This is a genomic window from Erwinia sp. Eh17-17, assembly GCF_039675725.1.
Taxonomy (GTDB): domain Bacteria; phylum Pseudomonadota; class Gammaproteobacteria; order Enterobacterales; family Enterobacteriaceae; genus Erwinia.
Window position 1 is genome coordinate 1,062,567 of sequence record NZ_JBDFQT010000001.1, and the last position, 18,158, is coordinate 1,080,724.

General features: G+C 53.8%; 16 protein-coding genes and 2 tRNA genes. 14 read left to right on the top strand and 4 right to left on the bottom strand.

Annotated elements, in window-relative coordinates; all coding sequences use genetic code 11:
• Positions 1–36 precede the first annotated feature (36 nt).
• Positions 37–951 carry a LysR substrate-binding domain-containing protein gene (locus ABEH87_RS04690; protein WP_346574335.1) on the bottom strand — a complete coding sequence of 305 codons (915 nt, stop codon included), beginning with the start codon at positions 949–951 and terminating at the stop codon, positions 37–39.
• A 102-nt stretch (positions 952–1,053) separates the two neighbouring features.
• On the opposite strand from ABEH87_RS04690, the gene ABEH87_RS04695 reads away from it, so the two are divergent.
• From ABEH87_RS04695 to rnt, 6 genes are all read left to right on the top strand, one after another.
• The gene (locus ABEH87_RS04695; protein WP_346574336.1) at positions 1,054–1,698 is read left to right on the top strand and encodes an NAD(P)-dependent oxidoreductase; all 645 of its coding nucleotides are present in this window, start codon (positions 1,054–1,056) and stop codon (positions 1,696–1,698) included.
• A gap of 108 nt (positions 1,699–1,806) precedes the next feature.
• Positions 1,807–3,444: a phosphoethanolamine transferase EptA gene (gene eptA / locus ABEH87_RS04700; protein WP_346574338.1), complete on the top strand. Its 1,638-nt coding sequence runs from the start codon at positions 1,807–1,809 to the stop codon at positions 3,442–3,444.
• Positions 3,445–3,482: 38 nt separating this feature from the next.
• Positions 3,483–4,073, top strand: coding sequence for a TetR/AcrR family transcriptional regulator (locus ABEH87_RS04705; RefSeq protein ID WP_346574340.1), 591 nt, complete (start codon positions 3,483–3,485; stop codon positions 4,071–4,073).
• Positions 4,074–4,116: 43 nt separating this feature from the next.
• On the top strand, positions 4,117–5,217 hold the full coding sequence (locus ABEH87_RS04710) for an alkene reductase (protein ID WP_346574341.1): 1,101 nt from the start codon (positions 4,117–4,119) through the stop codon (positions 5,215–5,217).
• An 87-nt stretch (positions 5,218–5,304) separates the two neighbouring features.
• The gene (gene gloA, locus ABEH87_RS04715) at positions 5,305–5,712 is read left to right on the top strand and encodes a lactoylglutathione lyase (protein ID WP_346574343.1); all 408 of its coding nucleotides are present in this window, start codon (positions 5,305–5,307) and stop codon (positions 5,710–5,712) included.
• Between the two features lie 95 nt (positions 5,713–5,807).
• Complete coding sequence (rnt, locus tag ABEH87_RS04720; RefSeq protein WP_346574345.1) at positions 5,808–6,485, top strand: ribonuclease T; 678 nt, start codon at positions 5,808–5,810, stop codon at positions 6,483–6,485.
• Between the two features lie 76 nt (positions 6,486–6,561).
• On the opposite strand, the gene ABEH87_RS04725 is transcribed toward rnt, so the two are convergent.
• Positions 6,562–6,900, bottom strand: a complete 339-nt coding sequence (locus tag ABEH87_RS04725) for a Grx4 family monothiol glutaredoxin (RefSeq protein WP_346574346.1) — start codon at positions 6,898–6,900, stop codon at positions 6,562–6,564.
• A gap of 383 nt (positions 6,901–7,283) precedes the next feature.
• On the opposite strand from ABEH87_RS04725, the gene ABEH87_RS04730 reads away from it, so the two are divergent.
• Complete coding sequence (locus tag ABEH87_RS04730) at positions 7,284–8,165, top strand: NlpC/P60 family protein (RefSeq protein WP_346574348.1); 882 nt, start codon at positions 7,284–7,286, stop codon at positions 8,163–8,165.
• Positions 8,166–8,585: 420 nt separating this feature from the next.
• Entirely contained in the window at positions 8,586–9,611 is a 1,026-nt protein-coding gene (purR, locus tag ABEH87_RS04735) for an HTH-type transcriptional repressor PurR (protein WP_346574350.1), read from the top strand.
• Here the strand turns inward: purR and punR are convergent.
• Complete coding sequence (gene punR, locus ABEH87_RS04740) at positions 9,608–10,540, bottom strand: DNA-binding transcriptional activator PunR (protein WP_346574352.1); 933 nt, start codon at positions 10,538–10,540, stop codon at positions 9,608–9,610. The genes purR and punR overlap by 4 nt on opposite strands.
• A gap of 113 nt (positions 10,541–10,653) precedes the next feature.
• Between punR and punC the strand changes: the two genes are divergently transcribed.
• On the top strand, positions 10,654–11,847 hold the full coding sequence (punC, locus tag ABEH87_RS04745; protein WP_346574354.1) for a purine nucleoside transporter PunC: 1,194 nt from the start codon (positions 10,654–10,656) through the stop codon (positions 11,845–11,847).
• A 350-nt stretch (positions 11,848–12,197) separates the two neighbouring features.
• A complete protein-coding gene (gene cfa, locus ABEH87_RS04750) occupies positions 12,198–13,346 on the top strand; it encodes a cyclopropane fatty acyl phospholipid synthase (RefSeq protein ID WP_346574356.1) in 1,149 nt (382 codons plus the stop codon).
• Between the two features lie 47 nt (positions 13,347–13,393).
• Here the strand turns inward: cfa and ABEH87_RS04755 are convergent, their stop codons facing one another.
• Complete coding sequence (locus tag ABEH87_RS04755; protein ID WP_346574357.1) at positions 13,394–14,059, bottom strand: riboflavin synthase subunit alpha; 666 nt, start codon at positions 14,057–14,059, stop codon at positions 13,394–13,396.
• Between the two features lie 288 nt (positions 14,060–14,347).
• Here ABEH87_RS04755 and ABEH87_RS04760 point away from each other — a divergent pair, with 288 nt between their 5' ends.
• From ABEH87_RS04760 to pykF, 4 genes are all read left to right on the top strand, one after another.
• A complete protein-coding gene (locus ABEH87_RS04760; protein WP_346574359.1) occupies positions 14,348–15,721 on the top strand; it encodes an MATE family efflux transporter in 1,374 nt (457 codons plus the stop codon).
• Between the two features lie 148 nt (positions 15,722–15,869).
• Positions 15,870–15,946, top strand: a tRNA-Val gene (locus tag ABEH87_RS04765).
• A gap of 49 nt (positions 15,947–15,995) precedes the next feature.
• Positions 15,996–16,072: transfer RNA gene (locus ABEH87_RS04770), tRNA-Val, on the top strand.
• Between the two features lie 387 nt (positions 16,073–16,459).
• Positions 16,460–17,872 (top strand): pyruvate kinase PykF, encoded by a 1,413-nt coding sequence (pykF, locus tag ABEH87_RS04775; RefSeq protein WP_346574361.1) that lies wholly within the window; start codon positions 16,460–16,462, stop codon positions 17,870–17,872.
• The last annotated feature ends 286 nt before the right edge of the window (positions 17,873–18,158 follow it).

The following is an 18,158-nucleotide window of genomic DNA, read 5'->3' on the forward strand; positions in this document are numbered from 1 at the left end:
CTCCTGTCAGTTCACCCTGCCTTCATTGAAGACGGCTCACATCATGTCTGCAAGCGTGAAGCGGTGATTTTTACTAAAATAGTCGCGTAACGCACGTAAAGCCTGCTGACTTTTCTCCGGCAATACTCTTTCCAGGGTGAGTGCCGTCAGCTTTAACGGCGTGGCGCGCCATTCTGGCAGCAGCACCATCAGCTGCCCGCTGCGCAGCTCTTCCTGGATCTCCTGCAGCGGCTGGAGCGATAACCCCATCCCGGCTACGGTAAAGGCACGCATCACGTTCATGCTGTCGCTGACGATCTGCCCTTCCGCCAGACGCAGCGCCAGCGCACCGTCACGCGGATGGTGAAAATCGATGTGCCGGTGCGCGCCGTGTCCGTGGATCCAGCGATGGGAAGAGAGAGCCTGCGGGGATTCCGGCACGCCATAGCGGCTCAGATAGGCCGGAGCGGCACAAATAACCATCGGCCATTCCGCCAGCGGGTGAGCAATAATACTGGCATCGCTCAGCTGACGGCTGAAGCGCAGCGCGATATCAATGCGGTGTTCAATCATATCCAGCACGTTATCGGTGGCGATGATGCGCAGCTTCAGGCCGGGATGCTGTTGCAACAGCGGTGACAGCGCGCTGCATAGCGGCTGGCCGCCGATACCCACGGTAGCGCTGATACGCAACTCGCCGGTCAGGGTATCGCGCATCTCAGCCAGCCGCCGTTCCGCGGCCTGAGCCTGCATCAGCATCGCTTCACAGCCCGGATAGAATGCGGCACCGGCCTCGGACAACGTGAGCCTGCGGGTAGAACGATGGAGTAACGGCACGCCAACGGCCTGCTCAAGCGCCCGTAAATGCTGGCTGACCGCCGACGGTGAGATGCTAAGACGCCGTGCAGCCGCCGCCAGAGAGCCTTCACTGACCACGGTGGCAAACACCGCCATGCGATTGAGGTTTTCCACTATTCGTTAGTTCCACTTCATTATGAAAGCGTGAATATGCCACTTATCAACCATACTGTTAAGCAGTAAAGTTTAATACACACTTTACAGAGGAATGAACAGATGAAAATTACCGTTATTGGTGCTACCGGTTTTGTCGGTCCTGACGTGGTTAAAGAAGCCCTGGCACGTGGCCATGAAGTAACAGCCATCTCCCGCTCAGGAAAAAATCTTCCTTCCGACCCACACCTGACGCTGGCGACCGGGGACATTCATGACAGCGTCTGGCTGGCTGGCGCGATCAAAGGTCAGGATGCGGTGATCAGCGCCTACAATCCCGGCTGGGCAGAGAGCGATCTGTTTGCAAAATTTACCCAGGGCAGTCAGCAGATCCTCGACGCAATAAAAAGCAGCGGCGTGAAGCGTCTGTTAGTGGTTGGCGGTGCGGGCAGCCTGGAAGTGGCTCCGGGTGTTGAGCTGGTGGATACCGCTGAATTCCCGGCCAATATTAAACCGGGTGCGCTGGGCGCGCGGGCGCTGCGCAATCAGCTGCAGGCCGAAGAGCCAACTCTGGACTGGACCTATCTTTCCCCTGCCGCATTTCTTGAACCGGGTCCGCGTACCGCGCAGTTCCGCCTGGGAACCACGTCGCTGCTGATGGATGGTGACAAACCAGCCTCGGTCAGCGTGGCCGACCTTGCCGTGGCCATCCTTGATGAAATCGAACATCCGCAGCATATTCGCCAACAGTTTACCGTTGGTTACTAATCTGATGGCCCGTCGATGGCGGGCCTGCTACTTATTTTTACCAGGATTAAGGTTTTTCTAAGGTTTTCTGGTTACTCTTTATTAAGATAATTCTTAATGTAGATAACCATGAAATTCCTGAACAAGTTACGTTGTAACGAAATAGCCTTCAATATTTATGCTGCGTTGTTTTTCGCTCTGATCCTTAACGCTATCTTCCTGCTTCGGGCATGGGAAACCATCCCCTATCTCAGCCTGCACGACTATCTTTATGCGGGCACGCTTCCCCTGGTGCTGTTCTGCGCCTTTTTAGTGATCTTTAACGTGCTGGCGCTGCCGTGGCTGCGTAAGCCCCTGCTACTGGTGCTGATCCTCTCCAGCGCTGCCGCCAACTATTTTATGTTCAGTTTCGGCACAGTGATCGATACCAATATGATCCAGAACGTGTTCGAAACCGATCTGCAGGAAGCGGCCTCGCTGTTCAGCGTGAAATATCTGCTGTGGATGCTGCTGCTGGGCGTGCTGCCGGCGGCGATTCTGTTCCTCACCCGCATCGAAAACAACCGGCCATGGTGGATGGGTATCGCCTGGCGCGCCGCGACGTCTCTCGCTGCCATACTGGTGGTGCTGCTGGTTGCCTCGTTGTTCTATAAAGATTACGCCTCGATGATCCGTAACAATAAAGGCCTGGTGAAAATGGTCACCCCGCCTAACGTGGTGAGCAGCATTGGCCACTATGCGGATAATCGCTGGTTTGCCGGGGATCAGTCGCTGGTAAAAATTGGTGAAGATGCCCACAAAGGCCCACTGCTGAAAGACGAGAAAAAGAAGACGCTGGTGATTTTCGTACTGGGAGAAACCGGACGCGCTGAGAACTTCTCTCTCGGCGGCTACGCCCGTGAAACCAACCCGAAACTGAAGCGCGACAACGTCATTTATTATCGCAATGCCACCTCCTGCGGAACGGAAACTGCAATCTCGGTGCCCTGCATGTTTTCCAATATGCCGCGCCAGCAGTATAACGCTAACCTTGCGCATCATCAGGAAGGCCTGCTGGATGTGATGGCTCATGCCGGGGTGAATGTTCTGTGGCGTGAGAATGACGGCGGCTGTAAAGGCGCCTGCGACCGCGTTCCCCATACCGACATGACCAAATGGAATGTCAGCGCGCTGTGCAAAAGTGATTACTGCCTCGATGACGTGCTGCTGCATCGCCTTAACCACTACATCGACAGTGTGAAAGATGATACGGTAATCGTTCTGCATCAGATGGGCAGCCATGGTCCCGCTTACTACCTGCGTTACCCGGCAGAAATGCGCCAGTTTACTCCGACCTGTGACAGCAATCAGATTCAGGACTGCGATCATCAGGCGCTGGTTAATACCTATGACAATACTATCCTGTATACCGACAGCATGCTGGACAGCACCATCAGCCTGCTGAAGTCATACAGTGATAAATTCAATGTGGCGCTGGTTTATCTGTCCGATCACGGTGAATCTCTGGGCGAACATGGCATGTACCTGCACGGCGCACCTTATCTCTTCGCCCCAAGCCAGCAGACACATATTCCCTTTTTACTCTGGATGTCACCGGACTACGCCACGGCGTTTGGCATCGACCAGCAGTGTCTGCGCCAGCAGGCGCAGAGGGATGCCGTCTCGCAGGACAACATTTTTCACACCCTGCTGGGCATGATGAATGTACAGACCCGCGAGTACCAGCCGACGCTGGATATGATCCGATCGTGTCGTAAAAACAGCTAAAGGTTGAAACCGACCGTTCGGTCTAGTACTCTGCTGCGATGAATAAAACGACCCGCTTTGACACACGTGAACATCTTCTCGATACCGGCGAACTGCTGTGCCTGCAGCGCGGCTTTAACGGGATGGGGTTGATCGAGCTGCTGAAACAGGCAGAAGTGCCAAAAGGGTCGTTCTACTACTATTTCCCGTCTAAAGAAGCCTTTGGTGTGACGATGCTCGAGCGTTACTTTGCCCGTTATCACCAGCGGCTTCAGGCGTATCTGGACGATCATCAGGGTAACTCGCGCCAGCGCATGCTTGACTACTATCGGCAGTCGCTGTCGAACTGCCAGGAGAGCAGCTTTGCCGGCTGTCTGTCAGTGAAGTTATCCGCTGAAGTTTGCGACCTCTCTGAGGCGATGCGCAGTGCGTTACATGCGGGTTCTGTGGCGCTGATTGCTACACTGAAGAGCACGCTGGATAAAGCGCAGCAGCAGGAAACGCTGTCCCGCGATATCAACAGCGCGGCCTGTGCGCAGATACTGTACACCTTGTGGCTGGGTGCCAGCCTGCAGAGTAAAATCTGCCGTGACGACACCCCGCTGCAGAATGCCTGTGATGAAATGACACGTATCTTACGTCAAGTATAAAAAAAACACCTTTACTAGCCGACCGGTCTACCAGGAGTAAGTTATGAAACTGAACACGCTGTTTACCCCGTTGAAAACCGGTGCCGTCACCGTACCGAACCGTATTTTTATGGCACCGCTGACGCGCCTGCGCAGCATTGAACCGGGCGATATTCCTACGCCTCTGATGGGCGAATACTATCGCCAGCGCGCTACGGCCGGGCTGATCATTACCGAAGCCACACAGATCAGCGCCCAGGCAAAAGGCTATGCCGGTGCGCCGGGCCTGCACTCCTCAGAACAGATTGGCGTGTGGAAAGCCATTAACGACGGTATTCACCAGGAAGGCGGCCACAGCGCGGTCCAACTGTGGCACACCGGCCGTATTTCTCACACCAGCGTACAGCCGGAGGGCAAAGCGCCGGTTTCAGCGTCAGCCATTAATGCCGACACACGCACTTCGCTGCGTGATGCCGAAGGTCATGCGGTGCGTGAAGCCACCTCTACCCCGCGTGCGCTGGCAACGGAAGAAGTCGCTGGCATTGTAGGCGATTTCCGTCAGGCCGTGGTCAACGCCCGTGAAGCAGATTTCGACCTGGTTGAACTGCACGCGGCCCATGGCTATCTGATCCATCAGTTCCTCTCCCCGGCCTCCAACCAGCGTGATGATCAGTACGGTGGCAGCATTGAAAACCGTACCCGATTTGCACTGGAAGTGGTTGATGCAGCCATCGCGGCGTGGAGTGCCGATCGCATCGGTATTCGTATTTCTCCACTGGGGCCATTTAACGGTCTGGATAACGGAGAAGATCAGGAAGAAGCGGCCCTGTACTTCATTGCCGAACTGGCAAAACGTCAGTTAGCCTATCTGCACATTTCTGAGCCTGACTGGGCCGGTGGCAAGCCTTACTCCAGCGAATTCCGCCAGGCGATTCGTGCCGTTTATCCGGGCGTGATTGTCGGTGCTGGTGGCTATACCGCAGAAAAAGCAGAAAACCTGATTGAGCAGGGGCTGATTGACGCCGTGGCGTTTGGCCGCAGCTATATCGCTAACCCGGATCTGGTCGCGCGCCTGAAAACGGGTGCGGAACTCAACGAACCAAAACCAGAGACCTTCTATGGCGGCGGAGCCCAGGGCTATACCGATTATCCGTTCCTGGGTTAATGGCCATCAGGGTTCGCACCGGATGGCATAACCGCTATACTGGTTTTTTTACGTCATCTTCTGATGACGCCAATAAAAGAGGATGTTATGCGTTTACTTCACACCATGCTGCGCGTTGGCGATCTGCAACGCTCTATTGATTTTTATACCAAAGTTCTGGGCATGCGCCTGCTGCGTACCAGTGAAAATACCGAGTATAAATACACCCTCGCATTTGTTGGCTACACCGAAGAGAGCGAAGGTGCCGTCATTGAGCTGACATACAACTGGGGCGTGGACAGCTACGACCTGGGCAATGCATACGGGCATATTGCCCTGGGTGTTGATGACGTCGCAGCGACCTGTGACCGCATTCGTAACGATGGCGGTAACGTCACGCGTGAGGCTGGCCCGGTTAAAGGCGGCACCACAGTGATTGCGTTTGTTGAAGATCCTGATGGCTATAAAATTGAGCTGATCGAAAACAAACATGCAGGTAATGGCATCGGCCAGTAATACTTTCGGGTGCCTTTTCGGCACCCGTTTCCCCTCCCTGCTGCATCCCCCTGCAAAATTTGCCATAATGCGCGCTGCCTTTTTTCTCCTGTGAGATGCCGATGTCTGAATCAAATGAACTGAATACCCTTAGCAGCCGTTTTCGCGGTTTTTATCCAGTCGTTATTGATGTTGAAACCGCCGGTTTTGATGCCAAAACTAACGCCTTACTGGAAATCGCAGCGGTGACGCTAAAAATGAATGATGATGGCTGGCTGGAGAAAGATGAAACGATACACTTCCACGTAGAGCCTTTTGTTGGTTCGGTTCTGCAACCTGAGGCGCTGGCATTCAACGGTATCGACCCGGAAAACCCACTGCGGGGTGCGGTCAGCGAGCACGAAGCGCTGCACGCGATCTTCAAGCTGGTGCGCAAAGGGATCAAAGAGAGCGGCTGCAGCCGGGCGATAATGGTGGCGCATAATGCCACATTCGATTTGAATTTTATGAATGCTGCCGCCGAGCGTGCCAGCCTGAAGCGCAATCCCTTCCACCCGTTTGTCACGTTTGATACTGCCGCACTCAGCGGGCTGGTGCTGGGGCAAACCGTACTGGCAAAAGCCTGTACCGCCGCAGGAATGCCCTTTGATAATGCTCAGGCCCACTCTGCACTTTACGATACCCTGCAAACTGCCGATCTGTTCTGTGAGTTGGTGAACCGCTGGAAGCGTCTTGGCGGCTGGCCACTGCCTGCTGATAGCGCAGACGAGAGCGAGAGCAGCGAAACCTCATAATGCCGGAGACTGATCCTCATGCATAAAAAAAACCGGAGCCATCAGGCCCCGGTTTTTTTATGCCGCTGCGTCGCTGTTATTCAGCGGCGTCGGTCGGATACTTCTGGGCAGTTTCTTTGATCAACTGCTGGAGCTCGCCGCGCTGATACATCTCAATGATGATATCGCAGCCGCCCACCAGCTCACCGTCAACCCACAGCTGTGGGAAGGTTGGCCAGTTGGCGTATTTTGGCATTTCTGCACGGATGTCCGGATTCAGCAGAATATCAACGTACGCGAAACGCTCGCCACAGGCCGACAGTGCCTGAACTGCCTGAGCTGAGAAACCGCAGCTTGGCAGTTTCGGTGACCCTTTCATGTACAGCAGAATGGGATTTTCAGCGATCTGGCGTTCAATTTTTTCAACAGTGCTCATAACTTCTTCCTCAATACGAAACGTCGTGTATAGGCTGGGCGCAGCCTCTTATTGTAGCGATTCTGCGGTTGCGATGAAAATGACATTTTCACACGAAAAAATGACCTCAACGGACCTTGCGCGCAGACAATAAATCTAAAATAACATTTTCTTGTCGTCGCCGCTGCACCGGATATTTCCCAAAGGGATTGAGCTGCTGAGTTAACCACCTGATTGTGTTCAATTTAACATCGTTTACTTGATCTGTATTATTGAAACAAAAAAGACCTAACCGTTTATTAAGAAGTTAGATTAGAATCGAGCTAACCTTCTGCCTGAGCGCAGAAATCTCTTTTCTGAATGTGCTGCCCTGTTTTGCAGCGCACAAACTGTTAATGGGAACAATGCGTTTACTCATCACGCTCTGCATACTGGCTTTCACCCAGTTGTTCTTCAATATGGCGCACGCATCGCCACATACCCCTATTAATGCCAATCAGCAAAAGGCTGACGGTAACACGGCACGCGAAGATGAACGCCGTAAGCGCCGCCCGGTAAAAACCACCGCCACCAAAAAAGTAAAAACTCCGGCGACTAAAAAAGCCAGGGAAGCGGCGCTGCCCGTTAAAAGAGAATCGACTAAAGCGGCACGTGTGGCTCAGGCCAAAAAGACCCTTCTTAAAGAAAAAAAGAAAACCACTGCCGAGCCCCTGCGCACTGCGAAATTAAGCAAAAAATCACTGAGCAAAAAAATCGCCGCCAGTAAGAAAGCGGAGAAAAAACACTATGGTCGTCAGCGCGCAACGGCCAAAGGCACAGTACGTGAGAATGACGAGCTGACAGCACCGCTGAAGCTGAGCAAAGCGCACCGTGCGCGTTATCAGAAAGCTCGTGAAACGGCGATGAACAAGTTAATGGGTCAGTTAGGTAAGCCCTATCAGTGGGGCGGAACCTCACCCAAAACCGGCTTCGACTGCAGTGGCCTGGTATGGTACGCCTACAAAGATCTGGTGAAATTTAAGATCCCACGCACAGCTAATGAAATGTATCACCTGCGCGATGCCGCTTCGATTAAGCGCGACCAGTTAGAGAAAGGCGACCTGGTATTCTTCAGAATTAACGGTCGTGGCACAGCAGACCACGTGGGTGTTTATCTTGGCGGGGGGAAATTTATTCAGTCACCGCGCACCGGTAAAGATATTCAGGTTAGTGCGCTGAGTGAAGACTACTGGCAGGAACATTACATTGGCGCGCGCAGGGTAATGACGCCTAAAACCATTCGCTAAACGGGAAGGGTTACCCCCTCCCGTGCAGCACATGCTTAATGCATGACAGCCGTAAAACTGAACGCCATAATCAATAGCAGTGAACCCACCACCGCCAGCGCTGTCATTTTCATATCAGTATTCATTTTCTCTCCTTAATAACCTTGTCATTAGTAAGCCTACAGATTTTCCCACAGTTACCCGTAAAAATCTCGTTTTCTGCGCGCAGCCTTGTTAGAATTCTCTCCTTGCGTTGCGCAACAGGCAGCGCAAACCGTTTTAGTCAGCACTGCATGTCACTCTACGGACGATTCATCCCCTTCCCGACCCTTTGAGACAGCACCCAAAATGACTCTTGTCGGGCAGGAATAGCTGTATCCAGGCAAACGTTTAACCAACTAGTTATCAAGTTGTTACGATAACACCAGGAGTACGATTTTAATGGCAACAATTAAGGATGTGGCAAAGCGCGCCGGCGTGTCCACCACCACCGTGTCGCACGTGATCAATAAAACGCGCTTTGTGGCCGAAGAGACGCGAGAAGCGGTGTGGGTGGCCATCAAAGAATTGCATTATTCTCCCAGCGCCGTGGCCCGCAGTCTTAAGGTCAACCACACCAAAACCATTGGCCTGTTGGCAACTTCCAGTGAAGCGCCCTACTTTGCCGAGATCATTGAAGCCGTGGAAAACCGCTGCTTCGCTCAAGGCTATACGCTGATTCTGGGCAATGCGCACAATGACCTGCAAAAACAGCAGGCATATCTGTCAATGATGGCGCAGAAGCGCGTTGATGGGCTGCTGGTGATGTGCTCTGAATATCCGGACACCTTGATAGCCATGCTGGAAGAGAACCGCAACATCCCGATGGTGGTGATGGACTGGAATGAGTCGCGCGGCGATTTTACCGATACCGTGCTGGATAATGCCTTTGAAGGCGGCTATCTGGCTGGCCGCTATCTGATTGAACGCGGGCACCGGGATATCGGTGCTATCCCCGGTCAGCTGGAGCGCAATACCGGCGGCGGCCGCCACGCTGGCTTTCTGAAAGCGCTGGCAGAAGCCGGGATCACTCTGCGCGAAGAGTGGCTGGTGCAGGGCGACTTCGAACCGGAGTCAGGCTATCGCGCTATGCAGCAGATTTTGTCGCAGAAACAGCGTCCAACGGCGATCTTCTGCGGCGGCGATATTATGGCGATGGGGGCGATTTGCGCCGCCGACGAGATGGGATTGCGCGTCCCGCAGGACATTTCGGTGATCGGTTATGATAACGTGCGCAACGCCCGTTACTTCACCCCGGCGCTGACTACGGTACATCAGCCGAAAGAGCGCCTGGGTGAAACCGCCTTTGACATGCTGCTGGACCGCATCACCAGTAAACGCGAAGAGCAGCAGACCATCGAGGTTCATCCCTCACTGATTGAACGCCGCTCGGTGGCAGATGGTCCTTTCCGCGACTATCGCCGTTAAGCGCTGACCGGCTGCGGGTCGGGCTGCTCACTCAGCCATTCGGCGTTCAGCGTCTCGGTGCTGCCCAGGTATTCCAGCAGCCAGTTCAGCGCCGGAGAGGCGCTCTGCTCTGACCAGCTCAGGTAGCAGGGACTGTCGGGAAAAGGCGATGCCAGCGTCAGCTCAGCCAGTTCCTGCTGTTGTAATCCCGGCTGGGCGTAATGGCCCGGCACCATCCCGACACAGAGCCCGGCGCGCAGGCAGTCAAACGCGCTGTCCCAGTCAGGCACCACCAGCCGCCGCTGATTATCCAGCGTCCAGGTGGTACGCTTCGGCAGTGCTCGTGACGTATCTTCCAGCACCAGCGAGGGCCATTCGCGGATCAGGGCTTCGCTCAGCGCACCGCGGTGACCAAGCAGCGGATGTTGTGCCTGCACCACACAGCGCCAGTTCAGGCTACCCATATCACGAAAAGCAAAGCGCCCTCTCACCGGTATCGCCTGGGTGGCGCCAATCGCCACGTCCACACGGCCATCGGCCAGCGCATCCCACACGCCGTTGAACACTTCCGGCATGATATGGAGTTCCATATCGGGAAAATGCCGGTAAAAATCGACCACCAGCTGCCGGGTACGTGCCGGCCGCACGATCCTGTCTACCGCAATATTAATCTGCCCGCGCCAGCCATTGGCCACCTGCTGACAGCGCGTACGGGTGGCAAGCATTTTTTTGATAACAGCGCGCCCTTCTTCACTGAAAACGCGGCCAGCCTCCGTCAGCACCACATCCCGGTGACGACGCTCAAAGAGGCTGACCGCCAGCCACTCTTCCAGCTGGCGTACGGTGTAACTCACCGCGGAAGGTACGCGATGAAGCTCTGCAGCTGCCGCAGTAAAACTGCCGGTTCTGGCGACCGCATCGACCACTTCAAGAGAATATTCAGACCACATAACCTGCCTTCAAATTTTTTCAACGCAATACACGAATAATAGCGTTTCACAGCGCAGTGAACACGCGATTACACTGCGCGGGTGAAAAAATTGTCTAATAAGAGTTAAAAATCATGCGTTCCAAAGGTTTTATGCTTTACCTGGCGCTACTCAGCATGCTGGGTTTCCTTGCTACCGATATGTACCTTCCTGCATTTGGCGTCATGCAACAGGACCTGCAGACTGAAGCCGGGGCGATCAGCGCCAGCCTGAGTATCTTTCTCGCCGGTTTTGCCTGCGCCCAGTTAGTCTGGGGGCCGCTCTCCGACCGTATTGGGCGTAAACCGGTGCTGGTTATGGGCCTTAGCCTGTTTGCCATTGGCTGCGCGGCGATGCTGTGGGTCGAGTCAGCCCCCTGGCTGCTGGCCCTGCGCTTTGTTCAGGCCGTGGGCGTCTGTGCCGCTGCCGTAAGCTGGCAGGCGCTGGTCGTTGACCGCTACAGCGGTCCTCAGGCGAACCGCGTCTTTGCCACGATTATGCCGCTGGTCGCCCTTTCTCCGGCCCTGGCCCCGCTGCTGGGTGCCTGGCTGCTGCAGCATTTCTCCTGGCGTTCTATTTTCGTCGCGCTTTTGCTGATCAGCGTGATGCTGCTGATCCCGACCCTGCGCCTGCCTTCACGTACCCCGCAGACAAAAGAGACGGTAAAAACACCGGCACCGGGCTTTTTCTCGCTGCTCAAGTCACCGGTTTACAGCGGCAACGTGGCTATCTATGCCGCCTGCTCCGCCAGCTTCTTTGCCTGGTTAACGGGATCCCCGTTTATTCTGGGGCGCTTAGGCCTGTCACCTGCTGATATCGGTCTGAGTTATGTTCCACAGACTATCGCCTTCCTGATCGGTGGGTTCAGCTGCCGCGCGCTGCTCAACCATTTTGCCGGGCGTCAGCTGCTGCCGTGGCTGCTGGCATTTTACAGCCTGAGTATTGCCGCCATCTACCTGGCCGCATTGCAGCCTCAGCCTTCGCTGTTTGCCCTGCTGTTGCCGTTCTGCGGCATGGCAATGGCCAATGGCGCGATCTATCCTATCGTGGTGTCCAGCGCGCTACTGCCCTTCCCTCATGCCACGGGCAAAGCGGCTGCACTGCAAAATATGTTGCAGCTGGGTCTCTGCTTCCTCGCCAGCCTGGTGGTATCCACCTGGATTGAATCCGCGCTTTACACCACCACGCTGGTGATGGTGGCGACCATTTTCCTCGCGATTGTGGGCTATATTGTACAGCGTGCCGCTGAGCAAAAGCAGGCCTGGCGGACCGCAAACGAGCAGGGTTAAGCGGATAGCCTGCTGACAGCCTGTGCCAGCAGGCTGTTAGTTAGCACCCTAACGATAATCCGTTGAATATTGACCGGGGTGAGCATATAATTTTCAATGCATCGCCAAAACTACAAGTAAACAACATTTTTGAAGCAGGCATCCCTCCCGGCGACTGTCTGCTGTTGATACTGACAGGGCTGTCATGATGTTGTTCCGCGTGACATTTTTTGACTTCTGGCAGTTTCGATTCAATCCTCTTTTAACGTCGGATATCAGACTGCGGCATTCGCCGCATGTGCTCTCACTGGCCTGCAGAAAACGACCGTTCAGTTTCTCAGGTTTCAATCACACAGGGTGATGGAGAAGCTATGAGTTCATCGTGTATAGAAGAAGTGAACCTGGGGGACAATCAGTGGTATCGAATCGTCCAGGAAATGTTGAGTCAGGCAGATATTGAAATTAATGGCACCCGCCCCTGGGATATCCGGTTTACCAACCCTGAGTTTTTCAAACGTGTCCTGCAGGAAGGGTCACTGGGTCTTGGTGAAAGCTATATGGATGGCTGGTGGGAATGCGACCGTCTGGACGTGTTCTTCCAGCGCGTGCTTACGGCGAAACTGGACCAGCAACTTCCCCACCATTTCCGCGACACGCTGCGCGTTGCGGCCGCCCGGCTGACCAATCTGCAATCACGCAAGCGCGCGTGGATCGTGGGTAAAGAGCATTACGATTTAGGCAATGATCTCTTTACCCTGATGCTTGACCCTTATATGCAGTACTCCTGTGGCTACTGGAAACAGGCTCAAACGCTGGAGCAGGCGCAGGAAGCGAAGTTGCAGATGATCTGTGAAAAGCTACAGCTGGAACCGGGCATGTCGCTGCTGGATATTGGCTGCGGCTGGGGAGGTCTGGCGGCATACGCCGCGCGCAACTTTAACGTCAGCGTTGTCGGTGTCACCATCTCTGCCGAACAGCAAAAACTGGCTCAGGAGCGCTGTACCGGGCTGGATGTCAGCATCCAGCTACAGGATTATCGCGACCTTTCTGAGCAGTTCGATCGCATTGTTTCCGTGGGAATGTTTGAACACGTCGGACCGAAGAATTACGCCAAGTATTTTGAAGTGGTAAACGAGAATCTCAAGCCTGACGGGATTTTCCTGCTGCATACTATCGGTGCCAACAAAACGGACAGCAATGTTGACCCGTGGATTGATAAATACATCTTCCCTAACGGCTGCGTGCCCTCCGTACGCCATATTGCTGAAGCCAGCGAACCTCATTTCGTCATGGAAGACTGGCACAATTTTGGCGCCGATTATGACGTCACGCTGATGCACTGGTATCAGCGATTTCTCAGCGCGTGGCCGCAGCTGGCCGATACCTACGGCGAACGTTTCAAACGAATGTTTACCTACTACCTGAACGCCTGTGCCGGCGCCTTTCGCGCCAGGGATATTCAGCTCTGGCAGGTGGTGTTTACACACGGAAAACAGGGGGGGCTGCGCGTAGCGCGTTGAGAGCGCACGTCGAAACAGGGCGACATCATGTCGCCCTGTTTGATCCATTACGCTTCAGGTTTTTCCGTCTGCTGCTCGCTGATGGCCGCCGCCACTAACGCCACTTCACGCTGTGCCAGCACGCGCTCAACGGTTTCAACAATCGCCTGGGTATGCGGGTCGATTTCAATATTGACGCGATGCCCGATTCGCTTGCTACCTAATGTGGTGCGCATCAGCGTTTCCGGAATCAAATGCACGCAAAATTTGCTGCGCGTCACTTCGCCAACGGTCAGGCTGATGCCATCAATACCAATGAAACCTTTATGCAGAATATATTTCATCTGGCTGGCATCCTGCGGTTTAAACCAGATCTCGCGATTATTTTCTGAGGTCAATATTTTACTGATTTCAGCGGTGGTCATAATATGGCCCGACATCAGATGCCCGCCAATTTCATCGCTAAACTTTGCCGCGCGCTCGACATTAACGGTATCGCCCACTTTCAAATCGCCCAGATTGGTAATACGCAGGGTTTCTTTGACCAGATCAAAACTGACGCGATCGCCATCCACCTCGGTGACCGTCAGGCAGCAGCCGTTATGAGACACCGACGCGCCCAGCTCCAGCCCCGGCAATAGCCCTTCCGGCATTTTAATCACGTGGGTACGGAAATTAGGTTTTTCGTCAATTGCCAGCACCTCTGCGGTGCCCTGCACAATACCGGTAAACATAGCTGTTGCCTCAATCAATGTGTTTTCTCTGGCCTTAGTTTGCCCTGGCATCGTGGCAAAGCCAAATAAAGCACCACATAATTGCGTGACACAAAGAGCTATTCTTTTGATCAGAACATTGGCTATTTCCTCAGCTAACACTAAACTGGAGCGCCTGCTCTGCTGGTGTCATCGCGAAATGCCGTTTTTTCTTCAGCAGTGACTATTGATAATTCTGTTGCCCTCACGGACTACACGCTGCAAAAAGCCGGTGTGTATGGTAACGGGTAAAACTAAAAAGGTGTATGTGTGCAGAAGTACCTCTCAGAGGCGCGTCAGTTATTAGCCCTGGCTATTCCGGTGATCCTTGCGCAGGTTGCGCAAACCTCCATGGGCTTTGTCGATACAGTAATGGCCGGTGCCGTCAGCGCCACGGATATGGCCGCCGTTGCCGTGGGAACCTCAATCTGGTTACCCTCCATTCTTTTTGGCCATGGTCTGATCCTTGCCCTGACGCCGGTGGTGGCCCAGCTTAACGGGTCAGGCCGTCGTGAACGTATTGCTCATCAGGTTCGCCAGGCTTACTGGCTGGCCGGGATGGTTTCGCTGCTGATTATGGTGGTGTTGTATAACGCCGGATATCTCATCGGCGCGATGCATAATGTGGACCCGGAACTGGCAAGAAAAGCTATCGGTTACCTGCATGCGCTGCTGTGGGGCGCTCCGGGCTATCTGTTTTTCCAGGTCGCACGTAACCAGTGTGAAGGTCTGTCAAAAACCAAGCCGGGCATGGTAATGGGCTTCCTCGGGCTGCTGGTGAATATTCCGGTCAACTACGTGTTTATTTATGGCCATTTCGGGATGCCTGCGCTCGGCGGGATCGGCTGCGGTGTGGCTACGGCTTCGGTCTACTGGGTCATGTTTATCGCCATGAAGGCCTGGGTCAAGCGCGCTAAATCAATGCGCGACATTCACCTGCCAGAGCGTTACAGCCCGCCTGACTGGAAAGCGCTGCGTCGCCTCGCGGGTCTCGGTCTGCCGGTTGCGCTGGCTCTGTTCTTTGAAGTCACGCTGTTTGCCGTGGTGGCGCTGCTGGTCTCGCCAATGGGGATTGTTAAAGTCGCCGGACACCAGATTGCCCTTAATTTCAGCTCGCTGATGTTCGTTCTGCCGCTGTCTCTCGGCGTGGCAACCACTATCCGCGTCGGTTTCCGCCTGGGCCAGGGGTCTGTTGAAGGGGCAAGAGTGGCAGCATGGACGGCGCAGGGCGTCGGGATTTGTATGGCCTGTCTGACCGCCCTGTTCACCATTACCTTCCGTGAGGAAATTGCCCGGCTGTATACTGATAATCCGGAGGTCATCATCCTGGCGGCTCAGCTGATGTTCCTGGCGGCGGTCTACCAGTTCTCTGACTCGATTCAGGTGATTGGCAGCGGGATTCTGCGCGGTTACAAAGACACGCGCTCAATCTTCTTCATCACCTTTGTCGCCTATTGGGTACTGGGTTTGCCGAGTGGTTATGTGCTGGCGATGACCGACTGGGTGGTACCGGCAATGGGCCCGGCGGGTTTCTGGACCGGGTTTATCATCGGTCTGACGTCCTCAGCCATCATGATGATCTGGCGTATGCGTCGCCTGCAGCATCAGTCAGCAGAGGTCATCATGACGCGTGCAGCGCGTTAATTTATCGGCAAATTTCGCCCTGAAATGATTAAAATTGCTGCGCTTCGCACAGATGCGCAGCAATCAGACGGAAAAATCATTTTTTCTCCTTGCCAGGCGTGCGCAGTGCCGTTAATATTCGTCCCCGCTGTCACCCAGACAGCACAGTGCGTCTGTAGCTCAGTTGGTTAGAGCACCACCTTGACATGGTGGGGGTCGATGGTTCGAGTCCATTCAGACGCACCACTTTTTTGCTAAAGCAGCCACGCAGCGATAGCGTAAAAGATGAAGAAAAGCGTTCTTAGCTCAGTTGGTTAGAGCACCACCTTGACATGGTGGGGGTCGGAGGTTCGAGTCCTCTAGAACGCACCACTCTCCTGTTGTTTCCCACTCTTTCCAGCTTTTCAGATTAACCTCAGGCTATCACCGTTTGCGCAACAAATTTGATGCGTATCATTCCTGCACGCTATTTCACGCTTTTTAATTGGTTTTCGAACACTTAGCGACTATAATACCGGACGTTGTTTCACTTGAATGGTTTCAGCGTATGGTTGCCTCTCAATATAAAACGAGTACCTGTTGCGCAACACTCTGCTGCGCCTGCGCCGAAACCGCGTCTTCACTTACCCTGCACGCTTTAATTCTGTCACCTATCCTTACCCTGTACCGTCATTCTCATCATAAAAATTTTCTCCTCCGGGGGTTTCACCGCCGGGATACATCTTTAATCATCCATCACAACTTAATAGATAAATCGTCATGAAAAAGACTAAAATCGTTTGTACTATCGGTCCAAAAACCGAATCTGAAGAGATGCTGACCAACCTGCTTGACGCCGGCATGAACGTGATGCGCCTGAACTTTTCCCACGGGAACTATGAAGAACACGGCCAGCGCATCACTAACCTGCGTAATGTTATGAACAAAAGCGGCCATCAGGCTGCGATTCTTCTCGACACCAAAGGTCCTGAAATCCGCACCATGAAACTGGAAGGCGGTAATGACGCTTCCCTGAAAGCGGGCCAGACGTTCACCTTCACCACTGACCAGACCATTATCGGCAACGCTGATACCGTGGCGGTGACCTATGCTGGTTTTGCCGCTGACCTGAAGATCGGCAACACCGTACTGGTTGACGATGGCCTGATCGGCATGGAAGTGATCGAAGTCACTGAAAGCACCGTGGTATGTAAAGTGCTGAACAACGGCGATCTGGGTGAGAACAAAGGCGTTAACCTGCCGGGCGTCTCCATTCAGCTGCCGGCTCTGGCTGAAAAAGACAAGCGGGACCTGATCTTCGGCTGTGAACAGGGCGTTGACTTCGTTGCCGCTTCATTCATCCGCAAGCGTTCAGACGTGATCGAAATTCGTGAGCATCTGAAAGCCCACGGCGGCGAGCATATCCAGATCATTTCTAAAATCGAAAACCAGGAAGGCCTGAACAACTTCGACGAAATCCTTGATGCCTCTGACGGTATCATGGTCGCTCGTGGTGACCTCGGCGTTGAGATCCCGGTTGAAGAGGTCATCTTCGCGCAGAAGATGATGATCAAAAAATGTAACCGTGCCCGCAAAGTGGTGATCACCGCGACGCAGATGCTCGATTCCATGATCAAAAACCCACGCCCTACCCGTGCAGAAGCCGGTGACGTGGCTAACGCCATCCTCGATGGTACTGATGCAGTGATGCTGTCCGGTGAAAGCGCCAAAGGGAAATACCCGCTGGAGTCGGTCACTATCATGGCGACCATCTGCGAGCGTACCGACCGCGTGATGAAAAGCCGCATCGACTCTCAGCACGACAACCGCAAAATGCGCATCACCGAAGCCGTGTGCCGTGGTGCCGTTGAAACTGCCGAGAAACTGGAAGCGCCACTGATTGTTGTCGCTACCGAAGGCGGTAAATCAGCCAAGTCTATCCGTAAGTATTTCCCACACGCGACCATCCTTGCGCTGACCACTAACGAGCAGACTGCCCGTCAGCTGTTGTTGAGCAAAGGGATCATCACGTCTGTGGTGAAAGAGATTGCTTCCACCGACGATTTCTATCGTCTGGGTAAAGAAGCGGCAGAGGCAAGCGGCTATGCGCTGAAAGGCGATGTGGTGGTGATGGTTTCTGGTGCGCTGGTACCAAGTGGAACCACCAATACAGCGTCAGTGCACGTTCTGTAATTTAAGATTACGCCTTGTAGTGAAAAAGCGCCCTGAGTGGCGCTTTTTTTACAACTTATGCAAAGGCTTTTCACAAAGCGTCCAATCGAAATTAACGATTTAATTGCAGCAAAAGTGAGCGCCGCTCCGATTAAAATCGCCTGTTTTCGCTTCGTTTTTTGTAAAATAACAGAAATAAGATGCTTCTTTGAGCGAACGATCAAATTTAAGCACGTTCTCATCAAAAAATTATTCTCATTAGAAAATACTTTGTGTAATACTTGTAACGCTACATGGAGATTAACTT